Source organism: Pseudomonas sp. BIOMIG1BAC, assembly GCF_001705995.2.
GTDB lineage: Bacteria > Pseudomonadota > Gammaproteobacteria > Pseudomonadales > Pseudomonadaceae > Aquipseudomonas > Aquipseudomonas sessilinigenes.
This window is the reverse complement of record NZ_CP049045.1, coordinates 6,151,747-6,172,109: the sequence shown is the minus strand read 5'-3', so window position 1 is coordinate 6,172,109 and position 20,363 is coordinate 6,151,747. Positions and strand designations below refer to the sequence as shown.

23 protein-coding genes and 2 tRNA genes are annotated in these 20,363 nt (G+C 55.8%); 18 read left to right on the top strand and 7 right to left on the bottom strand.

The genetic code is table 11. The annotated features are described in order from the left end of the window. Positions 1–99 precede the first annotated feature (99 nt). From ruvA to ATY02_RS28520, 13 genes are all read left to right on the top strand, one after another. Complete coding sequence (ruvA, locus tag ATY02_RS28580; protein WP_068585253.1) at positions 100–708, top strand: Holliday junction branch migration protein RuvA; 609 nt, start codon at positions 100–102, stop codon at positions 706–708. Further along, the gene (ruvB, locus tag ATY02_RS28575; RefSeq protein ID WP_068585257.1) at positions 709–1,767 is read left to right on the top strand and encodes a Holliday junction branch migration DNA helicase RuvB; all 1,059 of its coding nucleotides are present in this window, start codon (positions 709–711) and stop codon (positions 1,765–1,767) included. Positions 1,768–1,905: 138 nt separating this feature from the next. Then, positions 1,906–2,373, top strand: coding sequence for a tol-pal system-associated acyl-CoA thioesterase (gene ybgC, locus ATY02_RS28570; RefSeq protein ID WP_068585259.1), 468 nt, complete (start codon positions 1,906–1,908; stop codon positions 2,371–2,373). After that, positions 2,363–3,058 carry a protein TolQ gene (gene tolQ / locus ATY02_RS28565; protein ID WP_022640508.1) on the top strand — a complete coding sequence of 232 codons (696 nt, stop codon included), beginning with the start codon at positions 2,363–2,365 and terminating at the stop codon, positions 3,056–3,058. Before ybgC ends, tolQ begins: the two co-directional genes overlap by 11 nt. Positions 3,059–3,071: 13 nt before the next feature. Beyond that, positions 3,072–3,524 (top strand): protein TolR, encoded by a 453-nt coding sequence (tolR, locus tag ATY02_RS28560; RefSeq protein WP_022640507.1) that lies wholly within the window; start codon positions 3,072–3,074, stop codon positions 3,522–3,524. Then, the gene (gene tolA / locus ATY02_RS28555) at positions 3,524–4,585 is read left to right on the top strand and encodes a cell envelope integrity protein TolA (protein WP_022640506.1); all 1,062 of its coding nucleotides are present in this window, start codon (positions 3,524–3,526) and stop codon (positions 4,583–4,585) included. Before tolR ends, tolA begins: the two co-directional genes overlap by 1 nt. 17 nt (positions 4,586–4,602) lie before the next feature. Next, on the top strand, positions 4,603–5,883 hold the full coding sequence (gene tolB / locus ATY02_RS28550; protein ID WP_176719813.1) for a Tol-Pal system beta propeller repeat protein TolB: 1,281 nt from the start codon (positions 4,603–4,605) through the stop codon (positions 5,881–5,883). Between the two features lie 53 nt (positions 5,884–5,936). Continuing rightward, entirely contained in the window at positions 5,937–6,434 is a 498-nt protein-coding gene (gene pal / locus ATY02_RS28545; RefSeq protein ID WP_022640504.1) for a peptidoglycan-associated lipoprotein Pal, read from the top strand. 6 nt (positions 6,435–6,440) lie between these two features. Beyond that, on the top strand, positions 6,441–7,259 hold the full coding sequence (gene ybgF / locus ATY02_RS28540) for a tol-pal system protein YbgF (protein ID WP_068585265.1): 819 nt from the start codon (positions 6,441–6,443) through the stop codon (positions 7,257–7,259). 165 nt (positions 7,260–7,424) lie between these two features. Beyond that, positions 7,425–8,072, top strand: a complete 648-nt coding sequence (gene queE, locus ATY02_RS28535) for a 7-carboxy-7-deazaguanine synthase QueE (protein WP_068585268.1) — start codon at positions 7,425–7,427, stop codon at positions 8,070–8,072. Between the two features lies 1 nt (position 8,073). Next, positions 8,074–8,775 carry a 7-cyano-7-deazaguanine synthase QueC gene (gene queC / locus ATY02_RS28530; protein ID WP_068585269.1) on the top strand — a complete coding sequence of 234 codons (702 nt, stop codon included), beginning with the start codon at positions 8,074–8,076 and terminating at the stop codon, positions 8,773–8,775. A gap of 63 nt (positions 8,776–8,838) precedes the next feature. Beyond that, positions 8,839–8,914 (top strand) — tRNA-Lys (locus ATY02_RS28525). Positions 8,915–9,047: 133 nt separating this feature from the next. After that, positions 9,048–9,124, top strand: a tRNA-Pro gene (locus tag ATY02_RS28520). Between the two features lie 176 nt (positions 9,125–9,300). Here the strand turns inward: ATY02_RS28520 and ATY02_RS28515 are convergent. Together ATY02_RS28515 and mobH are read right to left on the bottom strand one after the other, a co-directional pair. Next, a complete protein-coding gene (locus ATY02_RS28515; protein WP_083236060.1) occupies positions 9,301–10,614 on the bottom strand; it encodes a site-specific integrase in 1,314 nt (437 codons plus the stop codon). An 8-nt stretch (positions 10,615–10,622) separates the two neighbouring features. Continuing rightward, positions 10,623–12,500 carry a MobH family relaxase gene (gene mobH, locus ATY02_RS28510; RefSeq protein WP_141698189.1) on the bottom strand — a complete coding sequence of 626 codons (1,878 nt, stop codon included), beginning with the start codon at positions 12,498–12,500 and terminating at the stop codon, positions 10,623–10,625. Between the two features lie 453 nt (positions 12,501–12,953). On the opposite strand from mobH, the gene ATY02_RS28505 reads away from it, so the two are divergent. Then, the gene (locus ATY02_RS28505) at positions 12,954–13,307 is read left to right on the top strand and encodes a hypothetical protein (RefSeq protein WP_141698186.1); all 354 of its coding nucleotides are present in this window, start codon (positions 12,954–12,956) and stop codon (positions 13,305–13,307) included. A gap of 53 nt (positions 13,308–13,360) precedes the next feature. Here ATY02_RS28505 and ATY02_RS28500 read toward each other — a convergent pair whose 3' ends face one another. Genes ATY02_RS28500 through ATY02_RS28480 form a run of 5 tightly spaced genes read right to left on the bottom strand, consistent with a single transcriptional unit; the run spans position 13,361 to position 18,004 of the window. Beyond that, entirely contained in the window at positions 13,361–14,875 is a 1,515-nt protein-coding gene (locus tag ATY02_RS28500; protein ID WP_068585278.1) for a conjugal transfer protein TraG N-terminal domain-containing protein, read from the bottom strand. After that, the gene (locus tag ATY02_RS28495; RefSeq protein WP_068585281.1) at positions 14,872–15,240 is read right to left on the bottom strand and encodes a hypothetical protein; all 369 of its coding nucleotides are present in this window, start codon (positions 15,238–15,240) and stop codon (positions 14,872–14,874) included. Before ATY02_RS28495 ends, ATY02_RS28500 begins: the two co-directional genes overlap by 4 nt. Positions 15,241–15,250: 10 nt before the next feature. After that, complete coding sequence (locus tag ATY02_RS28490; RefSeq protein WP_068585284.1) at positions 15,251–16,612, bottom strand: integrating conjugative element protein; 1,362 nt, start codon at positions 16,610–16,612, stop codon at positions 15,251–15,253. A 22-nt stretch (positions 16,613–16,634) separates the two neighbouring features. Continuing rightward, positions 16,635–17,576 carry a TIGR03756 family integrating conjugative element protein gene (locus tag ATY02_RS28485; protein ID WP_068585286.1) on the bottom strand — a complete coding sequence of 314 codons (942 nt, stop codon included), beginning with the start codon at positions 17,574–17,576 and terminating at the stop codon, positions 16,635–16,637. Beyond that, the gene (locus ATY02_RS28480; RefSeq protein WP_083236058.1) at positions 17,573–18,004 is read right to left on the bottom strand and encodes a TIGR03757 family integrating conjugative element protein; all 432 of its coding nucleotides are present in this window, start codon (positions 18,002–18,004) and stop codon (positions 17,573–17,575) included. The genes ATY02_RS28485 and ATY02_RS28480 overlap by 4 nt, the downstream gene beginning before the upstream one ends. 288 nt (positions 18,005–18,292) lie before the next feature. Between ATY02_RS28480 and ATY02_RS28475 the strand changes: the two genes are divergently transcribed. The 4 genes from ATY02_RS28475 (at position 18,293) to ATY02_RS28460 (ending at position 20,335) form a co-directional block, all read left to right on the top strand. Further along, entirely contained in the window at positions 18,293–18,625 is a 333-nt protein-coding gene (locus tag ATY02_RS28475) for a type II toxin-antitoxin system HigB family toxin (protein ID WP_068585291.1), read from the top strand. Continuing rightward, positions 18,622–19,329: a helix-turn-helix domain-containing protein gene (locus ATY02_RS36240; protein WP_228022230.1), complete on the top strand. Its 708-nt coding sequence runs from the start codon at positions 18,622–18,624 to the stop codon at positions 19,327–19,329. Before ATY02_RS28475 ends, ATY02_RS36240 begins: the two co-directional genes overlap by 4 nt. A gap of 364 nt (positions 19,330–19,693) precedes the next feature. Then, entirely contained in the window at positions 19,694–19,888 is a 195-nt protein-coding gene (locus tag ATY02_RS28465) for a hypothetical protein (RefSeq protein ID WP_068585295.1), read from the top strand. Between the two features lie 93 nt (positions 19,889–19,981). Further along, positions 19,982–20,335, top strand: coding sequence for a hypothetical protein (locus ATY02_RS28460; protein WP_068585299.1), 354 nt, complete (start codon positions 19,982–19,984; stop codon positions 20,333–20,335). The last annotated feature ends 28 nt before the right edge of the window (positions 20,336–20,363 follow it).

Sequence of the window (20,363 nt, the reverse complement as noted above, 5' to 3'; positions counted from 1 at the left end):
GTCATTTTAGGAGCGGGTGTCATGTGCCTGAGTAATCGGCGCTGACCTTGTTCAGTGAGTCGCCAGCCCCGTGCTGGCCATCGCCTTAAGGATCGATACGTGATTGGACGCTTGCGCGGCACCCTGGCTGAGAAACAGCCGCCGCACCTGATTCTCGATGTCAACGGCTTGGGTTATGAAGTCGAAGTACCCATGACCACCTTGTATCGCCTGCCGTCGGTCGGCGAACCCCTGACCTTGCACACCCATTTGGTCGTGCGTGAGGACGCACAGTTACTCTACGGTTTCGCCAGCAAGCGCGAGCGAGACTTTTTTCGCGAGTTGATCCGTCTAAATGGTGTCGGGCCGAAGCTGGCCCTGGCCCTGATGTCCAGTCTTGAAGTGGATGAGCTGGTGCGCTGCGTGCAAGCCCAGGACACCTCGGCCTTGACCAAGGTGCCGGGGGTCGGCAAGAAAACCGCCGAGCGTCTGTTGGTCGAGCTCAAGGATCGGTTCAAGGCCTGGGAGGCGGTGCCGAGCATGTTCGCCCTGGTGCCGAACCAGCCGGATGCGCCGATGCCCGTGGCCAGCGCCGAGTCGGATGCGGTCAGTGCACTGATTTCCCTGGGGTACAAGCCGCAGGAAGCCAGCAAGGCGGTATCCGCGATCAAGGAAAAAGGCTTGAGTAGTGAAGACATGATCCGCCGAGCCCTGAAGGGGATGATTTAAGTGATAGAAGCAGATCGTCTGATCGCCGCTACGGGCCCCCGTGAGCGCGAGGAAGTCCAGGACCGGGCGATTCGTCCGGTCAGCCTGGCCGACTATATCGGCCAGCCCAGCGTGCGCGAACAGATGGAGCTGTTTATCCAGGCGGCCCGTGGGCGCAGCGAATCCCTGGACCATACGCTGATCTTCGGGCCTCCCGGGTTGGGCAAGACCACCCTGGCCAACATCATCGCAGAGGAAATGGGGGTCTCGATCAAGAGCACCTCCGGACCGGTCTTGGAGCGTCCCGGGGATCTGGCCGCGTTATTGACCAATCTCGAGCCTCACGATGTGCTGTTCATCGATGAGATTCATCGTTTGTCGCCGATCGTCGAGGAAGTGCTGTATCCGGCCATGGAGGACTTCCAGCTCGACATCATGATCGGCGAAGGGCCGGCGGCGCGTTCGATCAAGCTGGACCTGCCGCCTTTCACCCTGGTGGGAGCCACGACCCGTGCGGGCATGCTGACCAACCCGCTGCGGGATCGTTTCGGTATCGTCCAGCGCCTGGAGTTCTACAGCGTTGCGGATCTTGCGACCATCGTTGGGCGTTCCGCTGGCATCCTCGGCTTGCCGCTGGACCCGGAAGGCGCCGTCGAGGTGGCCCGGCGAGCCAGGGGCACGCCGCGGATCGCCAACCGTCTTTTGCGCCGGGTGCGTGATTTCGCTGAAGTCCGGGCCAAGGGGCACATCACCAAGGCTGTTGCCGACCTGGCATTGAATCTGCTGGATGTCGACGAACGTGGCTTTGACCATCAGGACCGGCGTCTATTGTTGACCATGATCGAGAAGTTCGACGGCGGTCCGGTCGGGGTCGACAGCCTGGCCGCGGCGATCAGTGAAGAGCGTCATACCATCGAGGATGTGCTGGAACCGTACCTGATCCAGCAGGGCTACATCATGCGAACCCCTCGTGGGCGAGTGGTGACCCGACATGCGTACCTGCATTTCGGGCTAAATATTCCGTCACGATTGGGAGACATGCCCGCGGTAGACGAATTCCTCGATGCCATGGACGATTGATCGCTCGCTTTGCACCGACTTAATCGGGGTTTGTGCTGTCCTACGGGCGGACATCGTTAAAACTGCACGAAAAGTCGTTCAAGAATGAAAAAACAGTTGCTTGGCTGGATTGGCAACCTGAGGAGTAAGCACTAGAGTATGCGCGCGCAAAACGGGCTTGAGCCGTTCGCACATCGTTGTCGCGTTTATTACGAGGACACCGATGCCGGCGGTATCGTGTATTACGTTAATTACCTTAAGTTTATGGAGCGGGCTCGAACCGAGCGGCTACGACATTTGGGCTTTGCCCAGTCGCAGTTGGTGGGGGAGAACCTGTTATTCGTCGTGCATTCCAGCGAAGCGCGTTATCACTCGCCGGCGCGGTTGGACGATGAGCTTCTGGTCAGTGCCCAGGTCACCGAGTTGAATCGGGCCAGCCTACGTTTCACCCAGCAGGTCAGGCGGTTCTCGGACAATGTGCTGCTCTGTGAGGGGCAGTTCCTGGTGGCTTGTGTGCGCGCCGACAATTTCAAACCCCGCGCTATTCCAGACGCTCTGCGTACGGCCTTTGCCGACGAGGGCAGCGCGGGTACACACTCAGAGCAGGAGATAAAGCGTGGAAGCTAACGTCGTCGACCATTCCTCCATGTGGAGCCTGGTCAGCAATGCCAGCGTTGTAGTGCAGTTGGTAATGCTGACCCTGGTGGCCGCATCGGTGACTTCATGGATCATGATCTTTCAGCGCAGCAACCTGCTGCGCGCTGGTCGACGTGCCCTGGAGAGCTTCGAGGAGCGCTTCTGGTCCGGTATCGACTTGTCCAAGCTGTACCGCCAGGCCGGCAGCAACCCTGACCCGGACTCCGGTGTCGAGCAGATCTTCCGTGCTGGTTTCAAGGAGTTCTCCCGCCTGCGCCAGCAGCCGGGCGTCGAACCCGAGGCCGTGATGGAAGGCGTGGCTCGTGCGATGCGCGTAGCGATCTCCCGTGAAGAAGAGAAGCTCGAGCAGAGCCTGCCGTTCCTGGCCACTGTGGGCTCGGTCAGCCCGTACATCGGTCTGTTCGGTACCGTGTGGGGGATCATGAACTCCTTCCGCGGCCTGGCTTCCGCACAGCAGGCGACCCTGGCCACCGTGGCCCCGGGTATCGCCGAAGCCCTGGTAGCGACTGCCATCGGCTTGTTCGCGGCCATCCCGGCAGTGATCGCCTACAACCGTTTCTCCGCCCGTGGCGAGACGCTGATCAGCCGTTACTACACCTTCGCCGACGAATTCCAGGCGATCCTGCACCGTAAAGTGCACACCAGCGAAGAGTGAGCAGGTAGACCCAATGGCCCGAGTTCGCCACAAACGCAAGCCGGTTGCCGAGATGAACGTAGTGCCCTACATCGACGTGATGTTGGTACTGCTGGTCATCTTCATGGTGACCGCGCCGATGCTCAACCAGGGTGTGAAAGTCGACCTGCCCAAGGTTTCCAGTGAAGCCTTGCCCCAGGACAACAACACCCAGGTGCTGACCATCTCGATCAAGGCTGACAAGACCTACTACTGGAACCTTGGCAGTGAAGTCGATACCGACAAGCAACAGGACAAGGCAATGACCTTGCCGCAGATGACCGACGCGGTGACCAAGATCATCCGTGCCGGTAACGAAGGCGGCAAGCACACCCAGGTGTTCATTCGCGGGGACAAATCCGTCGACTACGGCGCCGTGATGGGTGCCATGGGCGGCCTGCAGAAAGCTGGCGTCGGCAACGTTGGCTTGATTACCGAGGCGCCCTGATGCAGCAACAGCGAGAGCCGTCCGCTTCGGAAAGCTACTTCTGGCCTAGCGTCTGGGCAATTGCCCTTCATGTTCTGGTGTTCGGCATGCTGTTTGTCAGCTTTGCCATGACGCCAGAGCTACCGCCGGCCAAGCCGATCGTCCAGGCGACCCTGTATCAGCTGAAATCGAAGAGTCCAGCGACCACCCAGACCAATCACAAGATTGCGGGTGAGGCGAAGAAATCCGCCGCGCGCCAGACCGAAGCCGAGCAGTTGGAGCAGAAGAAGGTCGAGCAGGAAGAGATCAAGGCTGCGGAACAAAAGAAAGAAGAGGCTGCCCAAAAAGCCGCGGAAGCGAAGAAGGCCGACGAGGCCAAGAAAGCCGACGAGGCGAAAAAGGCTGACGAGGCCAAGAAAGCCGCCGAGGCGAAAAAGGCCGAAGAGAAGCAACTGGCCGATGTAGCCAAGAAGAAAGCCGAGGAAGAAGCCAAGAAAGCCGCTGAAGAAGAGGCCAAGAAAAAGGCCGCTGAAGAAGCGAAGAAGAAAATCGTCGAAGACGCGAAGAAGAAAGCCGCGGAAGACGCCAAGAAAAAAGCAGAAGCTGACGAGGCGAAGAAAAAGATCGCCGAAGACGCGAAGAAGAAGGCTGCCGCCGACGCCGCGAAGAAAAAGGCCCAGGAAGCAGCACGTAAATCTGCCGAAGAGAAAAAGGCCCAGGCCCTGGCGGACTTGCTTTCCGACAAGCCGGAGCGTGAGGCCACGAAATCGGATGAAGTCGGTGATAGCGTCGCGGGCAGTTTCGACGACCTGATTCGTATTCGTGCAGCAGAAGGTTGGGCTCGTCCTCCTTCGGCGCGCAAGGGTATGACAGTGGAGCTGCGTATCGGCATGTTGCCTGATGGTACGGTGACTACGGTCAGCGTGATCAAGTCCAGTGGAGACGGCCCGTTCGACGCCTCGGCGGTGGCGGCAGTCAAGAACATTGGGCGTTTGACAGAAATGCAGGGTCTGAGTCCGAAGGACTTCGCTCCCTATCGTTCATTCAAGATGACATTCACACCTGAGGATCTAGCCTTGTGAGAAACCTTCTTCGAGGAATGCTTGTCGTTATTTGCTGTATGGCAGGGATAGCGGCAGCGGATGAAAAAAACATTCTGGTCACCAGCGGTAGTGACCGGGCGACGCCGATCGCGGTTGTACCCTTCGGCTGGCAGGGCGGCAGCGTGCTGCCGGACGACATGGCGCAGATCATCGGTGACGACCTGCGTAACTCCGGTTACTACGCGCCGATTCCAAAGCAGAACATGATCAGCTTGCCGACCCAGGCCAGCGAAGTCATTTTCCGTGACTGGAAGGCCCTGGGCGCCCAGTACGTAATGGTTGGCAGCATCGTGCCGGCCGGTGGCCGCCTGCAGGTGCAGTACGCGCTGTTCAACGTGGCTACCGAACAACAGGTGCTGACTGGCAGTGTTTCTGGCGGCGTTGATCAGTTGCGAGACATGTCGCACTACATCTCCGACCAGTCCTTCGAGAAGCTCACCGGCATCAAGGGTGCGTTCTCCACGCGCCTGCTGTACGTGACCGCCGAGCGCTTTTCGGTGAACAACACTCGCTACACCCTGCAACGTTCGGACTACGACGGTGCTCGGGCAGTGACCTTGTTGCAGTCTCGCGAGCCGATCCTGTCGCCGCGCTTTGCCCCCGATGGCAAGCGCATTGCCTATGTGTCGTTCGAACAGAAGCGTCCGCGCATCTTCGTACAGCATATCGACACGGGTCGTCGCGAGCAGATCACCAACTTCGAAGGCCTCAACGGCGCGCCAGCCTGGTCGCCGGATGGCAGCCGCCTGGCGTTCGTGCTGTCCAAGGACGGTAACCCGGACATCTATGTCATGAACATGGCTTCGCGCCAGATCAGTCGTGTGACCAGTGGACCGGGCATCAATACCGAGCCGTTCTGGGGCAAGGATGGTTCGACCATCTACTTCACTTCCGACCGCGGTGGTAAACCGCAGGTATATAAAAGCAACATCAATGGCGGTGGTGCCGAGCGTGTGACCTTTATCGGTAACTACAACGCCAACCCGAAACTTTCTGCTGACGAAAAGACCCTGGTAATGATTCACCGCCAGGACGGTTTCACCAACTTCCGGGTAGCGGCTCAGGATTTGCAGCGCGGTAGCGTAAAAATCCTTACAGACACTAACCTAGATGAGTCAGCTACTGTTGCGCCCAACGGCACCATGGTAATCTACGCCACCCGCCAGCAGGGCCGGGGAGTCTTGATGCTCGTGTCCATTAATGGACGTGTGAGGCTCCCGCTTCCTACCGCTCAAGGCGAAGTCAGAGAACCGTCCTGGTCCCCTTACCTGAACTGACGCGGCGCTACAATGTTTCACTTAACACACTGGGGTTCATTAGGAGTTTCACGATGGAAATGTTGAAGTTTGGTAAGTTTGCTGCGCTGGCTCTGGCCATGGCTGTGGCTGTAGGTTGCTCCTCCAAAGGCGGCGACAACGCTGGTGAAGGCGCTGTTGATCCAAACGCTGGTTACGGCGCTAACACTGGTGCTGTTGATGGCTCCCTGAGCGAAGAAGCAGCTCTGCGCGCAATCACCACCTTCTACTTCGAATACGACAGCTCGGACCTGAAGCCAGAAGCCATGCGCGCTCTGGACGTTCACGCCAAGGACCTGAAAGGTAACGGCGCTCGCGTTGTTCTGGAAGGCAACACCGACGAACGTGGTACTCGTGAGTACAACATGGCTCTGGGCGAGCGTCGTGCGAAAGCCGTTCAGCGCTACCTGGTACTGCAAGGTGTTTCCCCAGCTCAGCTGGAGCTGGTTTCCTACGGTAAAGAGCGTCCAGTTGCCACTGGCCACGACGAGCAGTCCTGGGCTCAAAACCGTCGCGTCGAACTGCGTAAGTAATTCGTCATGCGAACGTGCCGTCGTGCTGTAACTATTTTGGCTCTCAGTCTCACGCCGCTTGCGGCGTGGTCTGCGGTTCCTGTGGTCGATAGCAACTCTGGCTATGGAAATAGCGGGAGCAGTTATCCACCAGCGGGTTATGGCACGAACGGCGCCTATGCCGGGGGAGGGGTTTCGACCCCTGTCTCGGCACAGGGCGAGCTGTTCCAGCAACTGCAGCAAATGCAGGAGCAGATTGCACGGCAGCAAGGTGTGATTGAAGTTCTGCAAAATGATGTAGCGCGCATGAAGCAAGAAAGCCTGGAGCGTTACCAGGATCTTGATCGGCGCATAGGAAGCGGTGCTGCACCTGCCGCGACTCCTGAGAATTCTTCAGCTGGTGGCAATGCCGCTGCTGCCGCGGCCGGGGCTGCTACTCAAGCACCAGCTGCCAGTAGTGAACCGGGGGATCCGGCCAAGGAAAAGCTCTATTACGATGCTGCCTTCGACCTGATCAAGGCAAAGGATTTCGACAAGGCCAGCCAGGCCTTCTCGGCATTCCTGCGCAAGTACCCCAACAGCCAGTATGCTGGCAACGCCCAGTACTGGTTGGGTGAAGTGAACCTGGCCAAGGGTGACCTGCAAGGTGCCGGCCAGGCATTTGCCAAGGTGTCCCAGCTTTATCCAAAGCACGCCAAGGTGCCTGACTCGCTGTACAAGCTGGCCGACGTGGAGCGTCGCCTGGGTCATACCGACCGCGTCAAGGGTATCCTGCAGCAGGTTGTGGCCCAGTATCCGGGGACCTCTGCCGCTCAATTGGCGCAACGAGACTTGCAACGCATGTAAGCGTTCAGCTCATGTTTACAAGAAACCCGCGCTTGTCGCGGGTTTTTTCGTTAGAATCCACGCCCTTTTATGAAATACGCTTCCTGGGATCTACGCGATGGCGGGGTTCCTTGAGGTGCCTGACGGAGGCGGACAGCCTGTTTAGCTGTTACGCCCGTGGCGAATATGCAAGACACATTGAGAATCACCGAAGTTTTCTACTCGTTGCAGGGGGAAACTCGGACTGCCGGGCTGCCTACGGTTTTTGTGCGCCTGACCGGTTGTCCGCTGCGTTGCCAATACTGCGACAGCGCCTATGCCTTCAATGGCGGTACCCAACGAACCCTCGACAGCCTGCTTGAGCAGGTAGCCGGGTTCCGCCCGCGTTATGTCTGTGTCACCGGCGGCGAGCCGTTGGCCCAGCCTAATGCCATTCCCCTGCTCAAGAAGCTATGTGACGCCGGTTATGAGGTATCGCTGGAGACCAGCGGTGCCCTGGACATATCGGCCGTGGACGTGCGAGTCAGTCGAGTCCTGGACCTGAAGACCCCCGGCTCCAAGGAAGCGCATCGAAATCGCTACGAGAACATCGAGCTGCTGACCGCCAATGATCAGGTCAAGTTTGTCATCTGCTCCCGCGAGGACTATGACTGGGCAGTGTCCAAGTTGATCCAGTACCGTCTTGAGCAACGTGCTGGCGAAGTGTTGTTTTCGCCAAGTCACCACGATCTGAATGCACGCGATCTGGCTGACTGGATCGTGGCGGACAACCTGCCAGTACGCTTGCAACTGCAGCTACATAAATACCTTTGGAACGATGAGCCAGGACGCTGAAATGACTGAATCAGTATTGAACCAAGCAACAGCTGAAAAACGCGCGGTAATTCTCCTGTCCGGTGGCCTGGACTCGGCCACTGTGGTGGCGATGGCCAGGGCCGATGGCTATAGCTGCTACACCATGAGTTTCGATTACGGCCAGCGCCATCGTGCTGAACTACAGGCGGCGGAGCGAGTGGCCCGGAATCTGGGCGTGGTGGAGCACAAGGTCATAGGCCTCAATCTGAACGGTATCGGCGGCTCCGCGTTGACCGATGCCTCCATCGATGTGCCGGAAGCGCCCAGCGAAGGTATTCCCGTTACCTACGTCCCTGCGCGCAACACCGTATTTCTTTCCCTGGCCCTGGGGTGGGCGGAAGTCCTGGAGGCGCGGGACATCTTCATCGGTGTCAACGCGGTGGATTACTCGGGGTACCCGGATTGCCGCCCAGAGTTCGTCGAGTCTTTCGAGCGCATGGCCAACCTGGCGACCAAGGCCGGGGTTGAGGGGCAGGGCTTTCGTATCCAGGCCCCGCTGCAGAACCTGAGCAAGGCCGAGATTATCAAGGCAGGAGTGCGCTTGGGAGTCGACTACGGACTGACCGTTTCCTGCTATCAGGCGGACAACGACGGCCGCGCTTGCGGCAAATGCGATAGCTGCCGCCTGCGTGCGGATGGCTTCCGCGCGGCCGGGATCAGCGACCCAACACCTTATTTTTGATTTTTTTCATATAGGGTGTTGAATTCCCGTTAGAAATCAGTATTATACGCGCCACCACACAGCGGGTCGTTAGCTCAGTTGGTAGAGCAGTTGGCTTTTAACCAATTGGTCGTAGGTTCGAATCCCACACGACCCACCATTTTCAAAGCGGATGTGTGTTTAGAAGGGCGGAATTGAGCAACATCTACTCGATCGACATGCAGCCGTCTGCGGCAAACAGTAGTTTTGTTGTCGCATGATGTCAATGTGCATCGGTACTCCGATGCGCATGCCGGGGTATAGCGCAGTCCGGTAGCGCGCCTGCTTTGGGAGCAGGATGTCGGGAGTTCGAATCCCCCTACCCCGACCACATTTCACGAAAAAAGGCGGCTTTATGGCGCCTTTTTTCGTTTCTGGGGCTTGAGAGTCCCCGTTGACATCCAAACTTTGGGCGTAATATCCCAAAATATTTGTCACAGGCAGTCGAAAGCCTCTGGCTATCCAGAAGTCACTGTAGGAGCGGGTCTTAACGCTTGAAGGAGGGGGCTATGGTGACGCTTTGGAGAACGATGAAAATCCTATCGCTGGCTCTGCGGCAAAGTGTTTCTTAAGCGTACCAAGGCCTAGTCCATTCGCCATCAGCGTCAACAATAGACTTTGATCTGTAGGATCTACAGCTGGGTCTATGGCTGGTGAGTTGAGGGTGCAATGTAGCTGCGCCGATGCCAGCTCGAGCGCTTGCTGCAGAACGTTACGCTTCGATTTGACTCGCTGATCAGCATTGATCCCTGCAAACCTCTGTGTTTGCTGTTGCAATACCTTGCTCTCCGGCAGGCGATTGACTGTCTCAGGGGACGGTAGACACATTTGAGGCGGTAATTGCTGTGCGGTCCCGCTATAGTCGACCCGCCTTACGCGCCTTAACGCCCCTTGAGCAAGACTTCGGTCATGCAAAGTCGCACGTAAGAGGTTCTGGTCGACCTCAACGTAGCTCATCGTTGTCGCTATATTTGAGTGGTTCAGTAGGCTTTTTGTTAGGTGGATGTTTCGTTCTGGCTGTTTCATCAGGTCTGTGGCAAGGGTGTGCCTGAAGCGGTGAGGTGTCATCCGTACGCCGGTTTTGGTGGTCAGCTTGCGGTACATCGCCTCCACTTGGTCGATGTTCATTTCCTTGCCGTGATAATGGCGTGAAAATCGGTTGACGTTGAACAACTGATCGTTCGGTGCAAATCTTAGCTTTCTTGCTTCCTCAAGAATCTTGAAAATGTGAGGAGCGAGCCCCTCCATGATTGGAACTGAAAATTCTCGATGAGTTTTTTCGGTTTCGCCACGGATCAAAATCATCTGGCCGTTCCAGTCAATATCCTTGACGCGTAGGCACAGCAAGGCATTGAGGCGAATTCCGGTGTAATAAAACACCTCGAAGACGGCGAGCCAGAACCAGGCGGGTGTAATTTGGCTACGTTCGAGTGTGCAGCGCTCCTCCCTCTCAAGTGCATTCAACCACTGGCGTGCACGTTGTATCGCGTCATTGCTGACAGTCTTGCTGCCTCGTTTGGCTGGGATCACGCCAGTTTTCTTGAAAGGGTTGACGGTGGTATGAGTTAGGAAACCATGCTCGATGGCAAAATTCCAAACGGTGCGCAGATGGCTGGAGTAGGTATTCCAGCTGCGCTTACTCAGACCATCACCAAGTCTCTTTTTTCTCCATGCGAGGATCGCTAAATGATCAATTTCCTCGATTGGGGTGCTGCCAAAGTGTTCAGTTAGCATGTTGGCCGAGATACGGTAGATCCTCTCCGTGCTGGCTCGTAAATCACGCGCAGCAATATAGTCCTCCGTGAGCTTCAGGGGGGTGATCATTGTATTTACTCCGTTAATTCTGATCTAAGCGACAAGCTGAGGTTGTCGAAGGGGACTTCTGAGAAAATCGTAAGGGGGTTCAGTAGTAAGTAGCCCTTGAGCTGCTTCGATTTGCGGGGGCCGATAACGTCGCAGTTCCAGATATTCAGGCTTTTCTGGGTTTTGCGATGAAGTTTCTGCTTCTCGAAACTGCGCTGGACCAACTGCCAAGCGTTTACTTGCTGGGCTTTGGCTTGCTGTTCAATGTGTGGGAACTCAAGGACGTAGCGCTTGAATATTCCCGGCGTCACCAGCATGGCGGTCCCGGCTACGGTATGAACCAGTGCTTTGGTGTCGTTGATAATGATGCTGCGGGATGCGATGCCTTTTTTAAGCCATTCAACAAATCCCTGGCCGAGCTCGGTGTTATTGCTAGGCATCGGAGCGACTTCTTCGACAGTTGCATGAGGCGCACCTCCTTGGTCGGAGGTTTGGGAAGGCTGGATGTCATCCAGTTTCGGGGGCGCGGTGTGTGCCGCTGAGACCTGATTGTTTTTGGCGTCTTCTAATGGCTCATTGATATTACCAAGGAGTGCCAGTAGTGCGTCAAATTCGGCAGGATTGTTCGAAGGGTGCTGCTGAGTTTCAAAGGGTGATAACTCTGCCGGCGCTAAAACTGCTGGAGCAGCATTAGGTTCAGCGTTTAGAGGCGAGGTTTTCGCTGGTGCAGCGATAGGGTTTTCTGTCGAGGGCTCTTCTGCCGGATTGCCGGCTTCTACCTCAAGAGTGCCTGTGTAAGCTGTAGGTCGGTCATTTGGGTCATTCCAGATCAGTGCAGGTGAGAGCTTGAGCAGGGTGAAGGTATTTCTCCAGCCGCGACCGTTGTCGATCGTGGCTCTCCAGATGGCCTTGTCCTGGGCATTGGTTTGGATCACCCCCTGATCTTGCAGCATGTTGAAGAAAGGTGCATTCGAACTGGGTACACCCTCAACGCCTTGGGTCAGCAAATAGGCTCGCAATTGATCAGCAATAGGCTTGCTAACCAGCCAAAGAGCATCCTGTGTCAGCCATCCATCTGACGGTCCATCGGGTTGATTCAGTTTGAATGTATCTCGGACCAGGTGACGCAACCCATCTGCCAATTGGCGCTGCAAAGACTGTTTGGGCGCGGACAGCGCGCGGGCTGGATTTCCTCCGAGTTCCTGAGCGACGGACGCCTGATCGGCCTTGACCACGATCTCGCCCAAAATGCCGGCATGTTCGTACTGACCAGCCAAAATGAAGATTAACTGCGACCACACTTCGGGGAAATTACTGAGCCAATCTAAGATTTCTGAGGACAGGATCTGCGCGTAGATCAGTGCGGCAGCGGCTCCGTGAAGTTGGTAATTTCGTCCTTTCACGTAGCGGAATCGATAGGGACGATCGATTGGGCCGTGCCACGGGTGCCAGGTTTTACCTCCTGCCAGCTCGACGTGCACGTCGACGGCGATCTTGCCGAGGTCGTGTATCAGAGCGCCATAAGCCGCAGCGGCAGTCCAGGCCTCAGCCTGTGCTGATTGAGACTCCGGCGGTGCGCCTATAGGAAGCAGGTAGCTCTGTCGAATTTTCAAGGCATAGGCGACGATTTCAAGCCCGTGATCCAGCATGCCGCCAGGGTGTGCATGATGGTGGTTTTGCGAAGCAGGGAGCTGCTGGACCAACTCTGCGTAGCGCTCCAGTGGGCGCCGATAGAGCTCCACAAACTGTGAGCGCGATAACGAAGCACGCTGCCAGATGTTCTCCAGCAATTTTTGACGCCGTGGGGTCGCCAGCAAATCCTGTCCCTGGGCAGGCTTCAGAAAACCGTTTGGTGAAGGGGCAGCAGCAGGTAAGGTTTTGCTGCGGCGGAAAAATGAGAACATCACCAGCTCCATCAATGAATCATGGACTGGCTTTTCCGCTATTTGGTGGGTTTACTTCAATGGGAAAAGGTCACCGGCTGCGTTAGGGTATTCGAGAGGCGTTACGCCATCAGTGTGACGCTTTAGGTGACTTCGCCTGCGCAGAACAGTTGCACGACTAGGTTCCGAACCCTTTTTTATTGAGTGTCGCTCCAGGAGTTGCGACTAACTGCAGGTGAGGGCGACGACCTTTTTGCGTAGCAAGCCCTTTCGGGTAGGGCTTTTACCCTTGTGAACCATTCCATTCGCTTTTAGAGACCATTTACCCTTTTGGGCCATTTTGCGGTGGCCGGGATTAGGGCGTCCGCGAACGCATGACGGAGCATCCGTTTATCCATTGGTCTTGCGGCGGCGTGAAATCAGGATTATAAATAATGTCAAAGCGCCTCCAGTTTAAGGTTGGCCAGGAGAAGCATGATGACCGTGAACACCTCACAGACCGTTGCAAGCCGCTTGGGCTATAGCCTTGGTCGTGCGGTGCGCGCCGTTTGGTGCAGCGAGAACCGCACTTTACGGTGGGTCAAACGTCTTGCCCTAATCGCATTGGCTGTATATTCCTGGGTATGGTTGGCTCATGCCGTCATTGCGGCTTTAACCATTGGTCTAATTTTGCTAGCGGTTGTCTTAGGGGGAGGCCCTCGTCCGGCTGTGGTATCTACGAATGTATATAAGCCCTTCCAATCTGAATATGACAATGATCCATACTCTCTAGGGAATCAAAATAATCCATTGTTTCACGCAAAATATGAAGATAATTTTTTAAACTAATTATCTTCATAGGATTTGACACTCTGAAGCTGAAAAGCAGCGTAATGGCCGAGTTATTTGATTTTGCTTTTAGCAAACTCACCACCCTCGGCCCCAGCTTTTTCTACAGAATTAGTACCTCTCGATAGACCCTCCAGCGCATTCCCGGCGCTAATACCCGCCCACCCAAGTGCACCTATCCAGAACAAAGGCAGGATGATAAACATCGAACCCATCACGAAGTTCAGGATTGCATCCTGAGTCGTAGCGTTCAATCCCATGACAGGGTCAAATGACAAATGGGGTGAGCCTGCTCCATACAGGGCGTCCAAGATAGTTGTATCTACCCACCGTGCCAGTTGAAACCAAAAGTCCACGAAGATCAGCGCAAAAAAAACCACTGTCATGGTCATGGCTACTTTCAACTGATAAGCGCCGACGATCAGTACAAGCGGGATGCAAATCACCATCGCCATCTTCAAAAACGCCATAACCATTGGTAAGGCCTGACGAACCATGTCCATAGCCGGGAAGTAGGCCATGGATCCCAGCGCAACTCCAAGAGTGCCGGCTGCGCGAGCTGCGCCATTCCACACCGTCCCGTTTATTTGCCCACCGTAGTCTGTATAAACATCTCCTTTCACCTGGTTCGACGGCGAGACCAGTTGCCGAACAAGCGAGTCGGTCACTTCGTCCTGGGACAGCCACTTCGCCCAACCGAGCATTTTTGTCATGAGGTCAGGTGAGACTTGATCTTTGATACGATCTCGTAAGCCTACTCCGCTATCGGACCACCATTGTTTACACGTTGGATATCCTCCACCTCCGCTCACTTGTGGCAACCCCACATCACGCGAAGCGTTGTATGGCCAGGACGTTCTGGGTGTCTTGGAGTAGTCCGTGTCGTAGTAGCCCGAAGTGTTCAGCAAGAAGTGGGAGCCGATCCAACTAAGATCCTGCAAGAAATGGGGATCATTGGCTTTCGTGCCCATGTCTGGTTGACGCATGAAGAGGCGGGCGCGTGAAGGTCCATAACAGTCATGAGTAAAGTCGCCGATTTCCTGTGCCAGCAATGGGTTATTGATCTTGGTGTTGTTTACGTCCATTCGCATTTGTCGCAGGTCGGTCCCGCAAGGGATGGCTGCGACCGCCCCGCTGGTCAACCCTTTTGACAACGCATGCATAAATGCCCACCACATTGGCATCTGCGCACTCTTTCCAGCCAAAGAGCTAAATGTCGTGTTCCAGCCCGTGTCAGCTGGTTTGGGTAAGTTGTACTGGCATTGCTGGGCTCTACTTTGATCGAACGCCAAGGTATCGAAGCTCACATTGACGGCAGGGACTGCGAAGAATGCGACGACGACGTAGCCAACATAGATGTTGGTCTCGATTCGGGCCAGTGACAGCACGCCTTTGTTACCCTCATCAGCCCCTTCACCACGGACCTTGAGCCATTCTCGAATCACGATTATGCAGAAGGGCAGGGCGAACAGGCCGGTATCTGAAATCATGTCCCAGATGCCGTTGTTGATGATCCAGCCGACCAGCGTGAGGTAGTACTCCAGATAGTCATTGGTGTAGAGCGTCACTGGACACCTCCTGCCTGATACAGCACTTTGCTCATCTCAACCATGGCAAACAATAAAACCACCATGACCTCGATCTTCAACAGGCCTTTGCGCCTCGATTGCGGCAAACGAGCCTTGAGCTTGAGCCAGGCAACCGTCAGTGCGATATAAAGCATCAGTCGCCAGGTGAAGAGCGGCCAGTAGTTGTCGACACGCCATGCTTGCCATTGCTCAGCACTGTCGAACATGCTCATCAAGACGACGTTGAGTAACACCACGAGTGCTGTAGCGGCTAGTAGAGTGCCTAGAACAACTAGAATGCCCCGTCCGAATCGCCGAGTCAGTGAGCGGTTGGGGGTGGCGACAGGATCTTGAATATCGGTCATGGCCTACACCTCACTGTTTGCTCTTGGCCGGTGATTGCAACTGATTCAGACGATCCGTTTCTGGGTCTCCTGGAAACACGCCGCGAGAGTCTTCGGCCCGAGCTTTGCCGCGCTCAATGATGGTCAGGGGAGAGTTCTTCGCGAGCTGTTGACGCATATCAAGCTCCATCTTCAGATTGCCAATTTCCTGTTGCAGCGAGGAGCTTTGCTGACCTACTGCCTGGACGGCGAGGTCATTCGCCGCAACGTTCGGCTCCCGGCTACCCGCCATCAGTGTGCGCTGTAAGGTCAAGGCTTTCTCCAGCACATCGGACAGCGCGACTTCTGAGGCGAGTCGACGGGCGAGTACGTCCTGATCACGCTCGTCCTTCAGGGCGGCTATTACGCCCCGGGTGATTGGCAATGAGTTACTACTCGCAGCTTCAAGATTTTCCACCGACAAGGTTTTGCCTCCGGTCAGTAGTTCCTGTAGCGCCTTTAGCTTGGTGTCGTACGTTTCCTGGATCAGTGGCGTCAGACCGACGCCTGCTGCTGTCACCGTTTTAGGGCAGCTGTCACAGGTCTGCTGTTGCTGTTCCCCCAGTACACGATTGGCGAAGGTGGTGGCTTCCTGGGGCGATGACCAGACATTGCAGACCATGCCGTTGTTGCAGCTGTCCTTGCTGATCGAGCCGGTGTCGCCGGCCGCGCGTTTGTTCAGTAGGTTGTAACCCGCTTTGGTGACGTCACCCACAATACGGATTGGCTTCTGCCCGGAACCTCCTGCTCGATCACCCCCAACCCAGGTGACGCCATCGTTGCCACCTTTCTTTTCGACCTGCTCTATTGCTGATACTGCGTCGGTATTGGATGCCAGTGTCTGGCTCATGGCCTGGCCCTCAGCGAGCTTGCCCCAGCCCATTTGGTTGCCGGCGATGTCCGCCATTTTTTCGCCAATTGCCCGACAAGTACCTTTGGACCGGTCAAAGTCCAAGCGGGCCTGCAAGATGCCGTTGGTAATCAGGTTGTACAGCGCCGGGTTGGCACGTTGAAGAATTAAGGCGGGCAGCGAAGCTACGGCGCTGGTCGCATTCTGTACGACCGTGCTCATGATGTTCTGGAAACCAGAGGTGGCACCATTCAACTGGTTTTGAAGAGTGTTACTCATACTCATGTTTCCGCAGACCAGATTGTTGTTCCAGCCGCCCCCTACGGAAATACTGTCCATGTTGCCAGCGCTGCCCATCGTTACAGCATTGCCTCCCCCAATGTTGTAGAGCACGTCGTCACCGATGACGCTGCCAGAGGACGAGACGTTGATTGGGTCAGCCGCATGCACTACTGCGCTGCTGAAACAGAAGATGAGGCAGATCGCCAAGGGGGTGAGTTTCATGTGGTGCTCCGATCACTGAAGTTCATTGGAAGTCCGTACTGCCCAGGAAGGTCTGGCCGCGACGTTGGCAACATGAATACGGACGCCAGAGCGCCCAGGCGTATCCGCCGTCCTGGGCATCGATATTGGGTGTGATGGTTGGAAAGGTTGCGCAGGTCGGGTTGAGGACCGGGGTTAATTCCTGCCATTTTCCGGTGGAGGCATCGCCTTCGCGCAGCGCGCCCGCTGGCCAGTAACCGGGCTGGGGGAGGGCAAGCATCGGTAGATAGACGTGAACCTGGCCGAGGCGGGTGGTCACGTCACCGGCGCGCTGTGCAATGACGGCGCCGGTCTTGTAGTCGTCGGTCTGATTGAGAAAGCCACTTCGCGGATAGACGTTCCCCCAGCTACTGGCAGTGAGCAGGCTACCGACCTCACGCATTCCAGGGATAAGTGCTTCGGGGTATACGGCCTCGGGCACGCCGTATCTCCACGCAATGGGGTCAAGGGTGCTGAGGAAGTAAGGCACAAGCGGTAAGGTTGCGCCTTTGCACACATAGCCGGAGGCGCTGGCGAACTGACTCAGTGCCGCACCACCAGGATGGCCGATCACGTCGGCTTCCTTGAACTTGATGATGTTGTTTTCGGCGACGTGGTTGGTGGTGCCGTCATTACCGGCTTGGGCCATAGGATTTGGAGAACCGAGAGGTGACATTTCAATCCACGGGTTTGCCCCCGTATTTGAGTAGGCCGACACCACGGCGTCCGGCACGTAGTGACGAACCTTGGTTGAGGTTTTGACTTTGCAGCCGAAAGGCGTGCAGAGCAGCCAATAGCAAATGCCGACCACCTTGTATTCCAGACACGTCGGAGACAGCGTCGAAGCAATGATTGTTGCCGAGGTGATCGCAGCTGATGCGCTGAAGGACAAACTGAAGGTGATGGCCAGTGACAGTGGTCGTAACGCATAGCGTGAGCGCATCATCGTGACAGGCTCCTAGCGTGATTGATCAACCCAACGGCTTTAACCACATCTGGCTCTCCATAGACGACGTAGCGGCGATCAACGACTACGGCCGGGAGTTTCTCAACTCCCAGACTCCAAGCGTCCGTGACTCCTTGTTGGGCCTGAGCCAGGTCGCTTTGCAGGCGCTTGCCCGCAGGGCTGGCCAAGTAGCGCTGAATAGCCGCTTCTGCCTGGCGTGGATCTGCGGGCAGTTCGTGGGAGAGTTTTTCTTCAAGGCGTTGCTGCTCATCCACGAGAATGATGCGAGTGCCAGAGGGCGCGGACACTGGATGTCCTTGATCAGTAATGACCCATGTTTCGGCCTGGGCGAGCACAGGCGTGAGTAGCAGGAAAAGGGTGATAGACCAGCGATGCAACTGATTGAGGTTGGTGTGGATGTCGGTCATGGCACCGTACCTGAAGTGAGTTCGAGTACAGGAAACCGGATCACGGTGATGGGTGCAGTAGAAAATAGGATTTTGAGCGGGGAGGTATTTCAGAGGTCAATAGGACGTTGGGCGGCTTGCCCATCAGAAAATGGAACCATAAATCACCGGCCATCACATCCACTCGCCCATCGTCCGCTCTGGGGTAATGACCGCCATTGCACCAGGTGTAAAGCCGAGCATTGATCAAATATGAGTTGTCAAAATTAACAACCGGAGTATTATTAGTCTTAAATGTTAAGGACGCCCATGGACGTATTGCTCAAGCAGCGGTTTGAAGATGCCGCAATTCGCTACCCGAACGATCAGAGCGGGCTTAAACGATGTTACAGATTACTGAAGGCGGCAGAGCCTAATAGCTACACGGATCTGGAAAATATATTCGGTCACACGATCGATTTATTCAAATACCGCGCTGATGACTGTTGGGTAGTGATTGATATTGGTGGGAACAATCTGAGGCTGATTGCAGGTGTTAACTACGCTCGGCAAAAGCTGTATGTGAAGCACATTTACACCCATGCTGACTACGACACGGCTACAGAGTGGTATGCCAGCAACAAACGAGGAATCAAACCATGACCACTGTTCTTGAGAATTCGCAGACCGTGCGCGCAGCGCTCGAAAATCTCCAAATGCTTCTCGAGCAACTGAGCGGTCAGTTCGTCAACGGAATTAATGACGCTGCGGACTACGCACGCGCCTCGGTGCTGCTTGATGAGTTGACTGACGGGCATGACCTCAACAAGTATGAGGAACAGATCCTGGTCCAGCTTGAGGACGCTATTCTCGCTTACGAGCAGGACGGTGGGCAGTTCAAGGCCTTCAACGAGTCTTTCACAGCCACAACATCGCCAGTGCAGTTGCTCAAAGATTTGATGGCAACACTGCAGCTCACAGGTTCGGATCTGCCAGAAATTGGCGACAAGGCGGCTGTATCAAAAGTGCTCAGCGGCAGACTAGCGATCAGCCACAGAATGGCGTTCGCTCTGGCTGAGAGATTTAGCATGGATCCTAAAGCTTTCGCCCCAACATCTGAGAAGGCCTCTGTAGACGTGGCTGCTGCTTTAGCGGTGTCTAAATTGAATACCCCGCTACCTGTTGGTCGCCCTGAGCTCAAATGCCAATCGGTTAATGTGTTGATGAAGCCTTCAGTGCCTTCTAAGTTATTAAAGCCGGCAGTCAGGCCAATGCAACCTGCTAATTGGCTGCTAGATCGGCAAGATGATGACCATAGATTAGTGGCGCGCGCACCTAAGCCACTCGATCGGGGTCCCAAGCCGTAAAACCTACTACAGCGCGAACCAGCTCGGTCGCTTGTATACCCGTCTGTTCGATCAGGCTGGAGTCGAGGGAGCCAGTGCGCAATCAGGCCGTAGGGCTCTTGCCGTGAGGTTAAAACGTCGCGGCACTGATCTACGAGTCATCAGCGAAATCCTCGGTATAGATAAAGCTCATCGGGCAATAAAATTCGGCGCAATCTACTCGGTTGGGTTTCTGGTCGCTATGGCTGGGCTGGTGATTATTTTCCTGCCGAGCCTTCATGCTTTTGAGGCCCGCAGTCGTTGGCCTGTTCTTCCTAAGCATTTCACTCGGTGCGATGTTTGGCATCCGTACCGGCTTCAAAGCCGAAAGTTAAGGGAATAAGCGATGAATAACGAACAGCTTCAAGGAATCGCTGCTGCTTTGGAAGAAGGCTACGGCGAATGCCCGCAAGGCCGAGCGGTACTTATGCGCTGGATCGAAGAAGAGATATCCCGGCTTAAAGCGCGAGGTGTGCCAGGTGGAGAGGCGGCCACGATGGAGCTTGGATTGTCATACTGGGCTTGGCTCGGTGAAGAGTAGTAAAGGAACCACGAACGCCCAAGCCCTGCATTTGTGGGGCTGAGGCCATATAGAGAGGCGCGATTTGGCGTCTGTCACGTCGAGGGATTGGCCATGTCGTTTGAACACGTTGAAAAGGTTGCACAGGTCCGAGATCAAGATTCGGCGAATGAGCGGTTGGCTGCTGGCTGGTCGCTTCTCGCAGTGGTTCCTGGCTTCGATAACGGGGTTGCGTACACCAACTTCGTAATGGGCAAGACTGCCACCGGGGGAGCAGCACATAGCGATTTTCCGCTTGCCAATGACGCGGCTGTCGCCGCCATCCAGTTTGCCCTGAGCGACGACGACGGTATGCAATTTCTTCGACTCTGGAACGGTGGTGATTTCGACATTATTCGCCGTGAATGGCCCGACGCACCTGAGGAAGTTTTTATCGGTGCAGACCCTCTACATAAGCCGTCGAAGTAAGCAGGAAAAATCCATAGAGCTGCAAGAG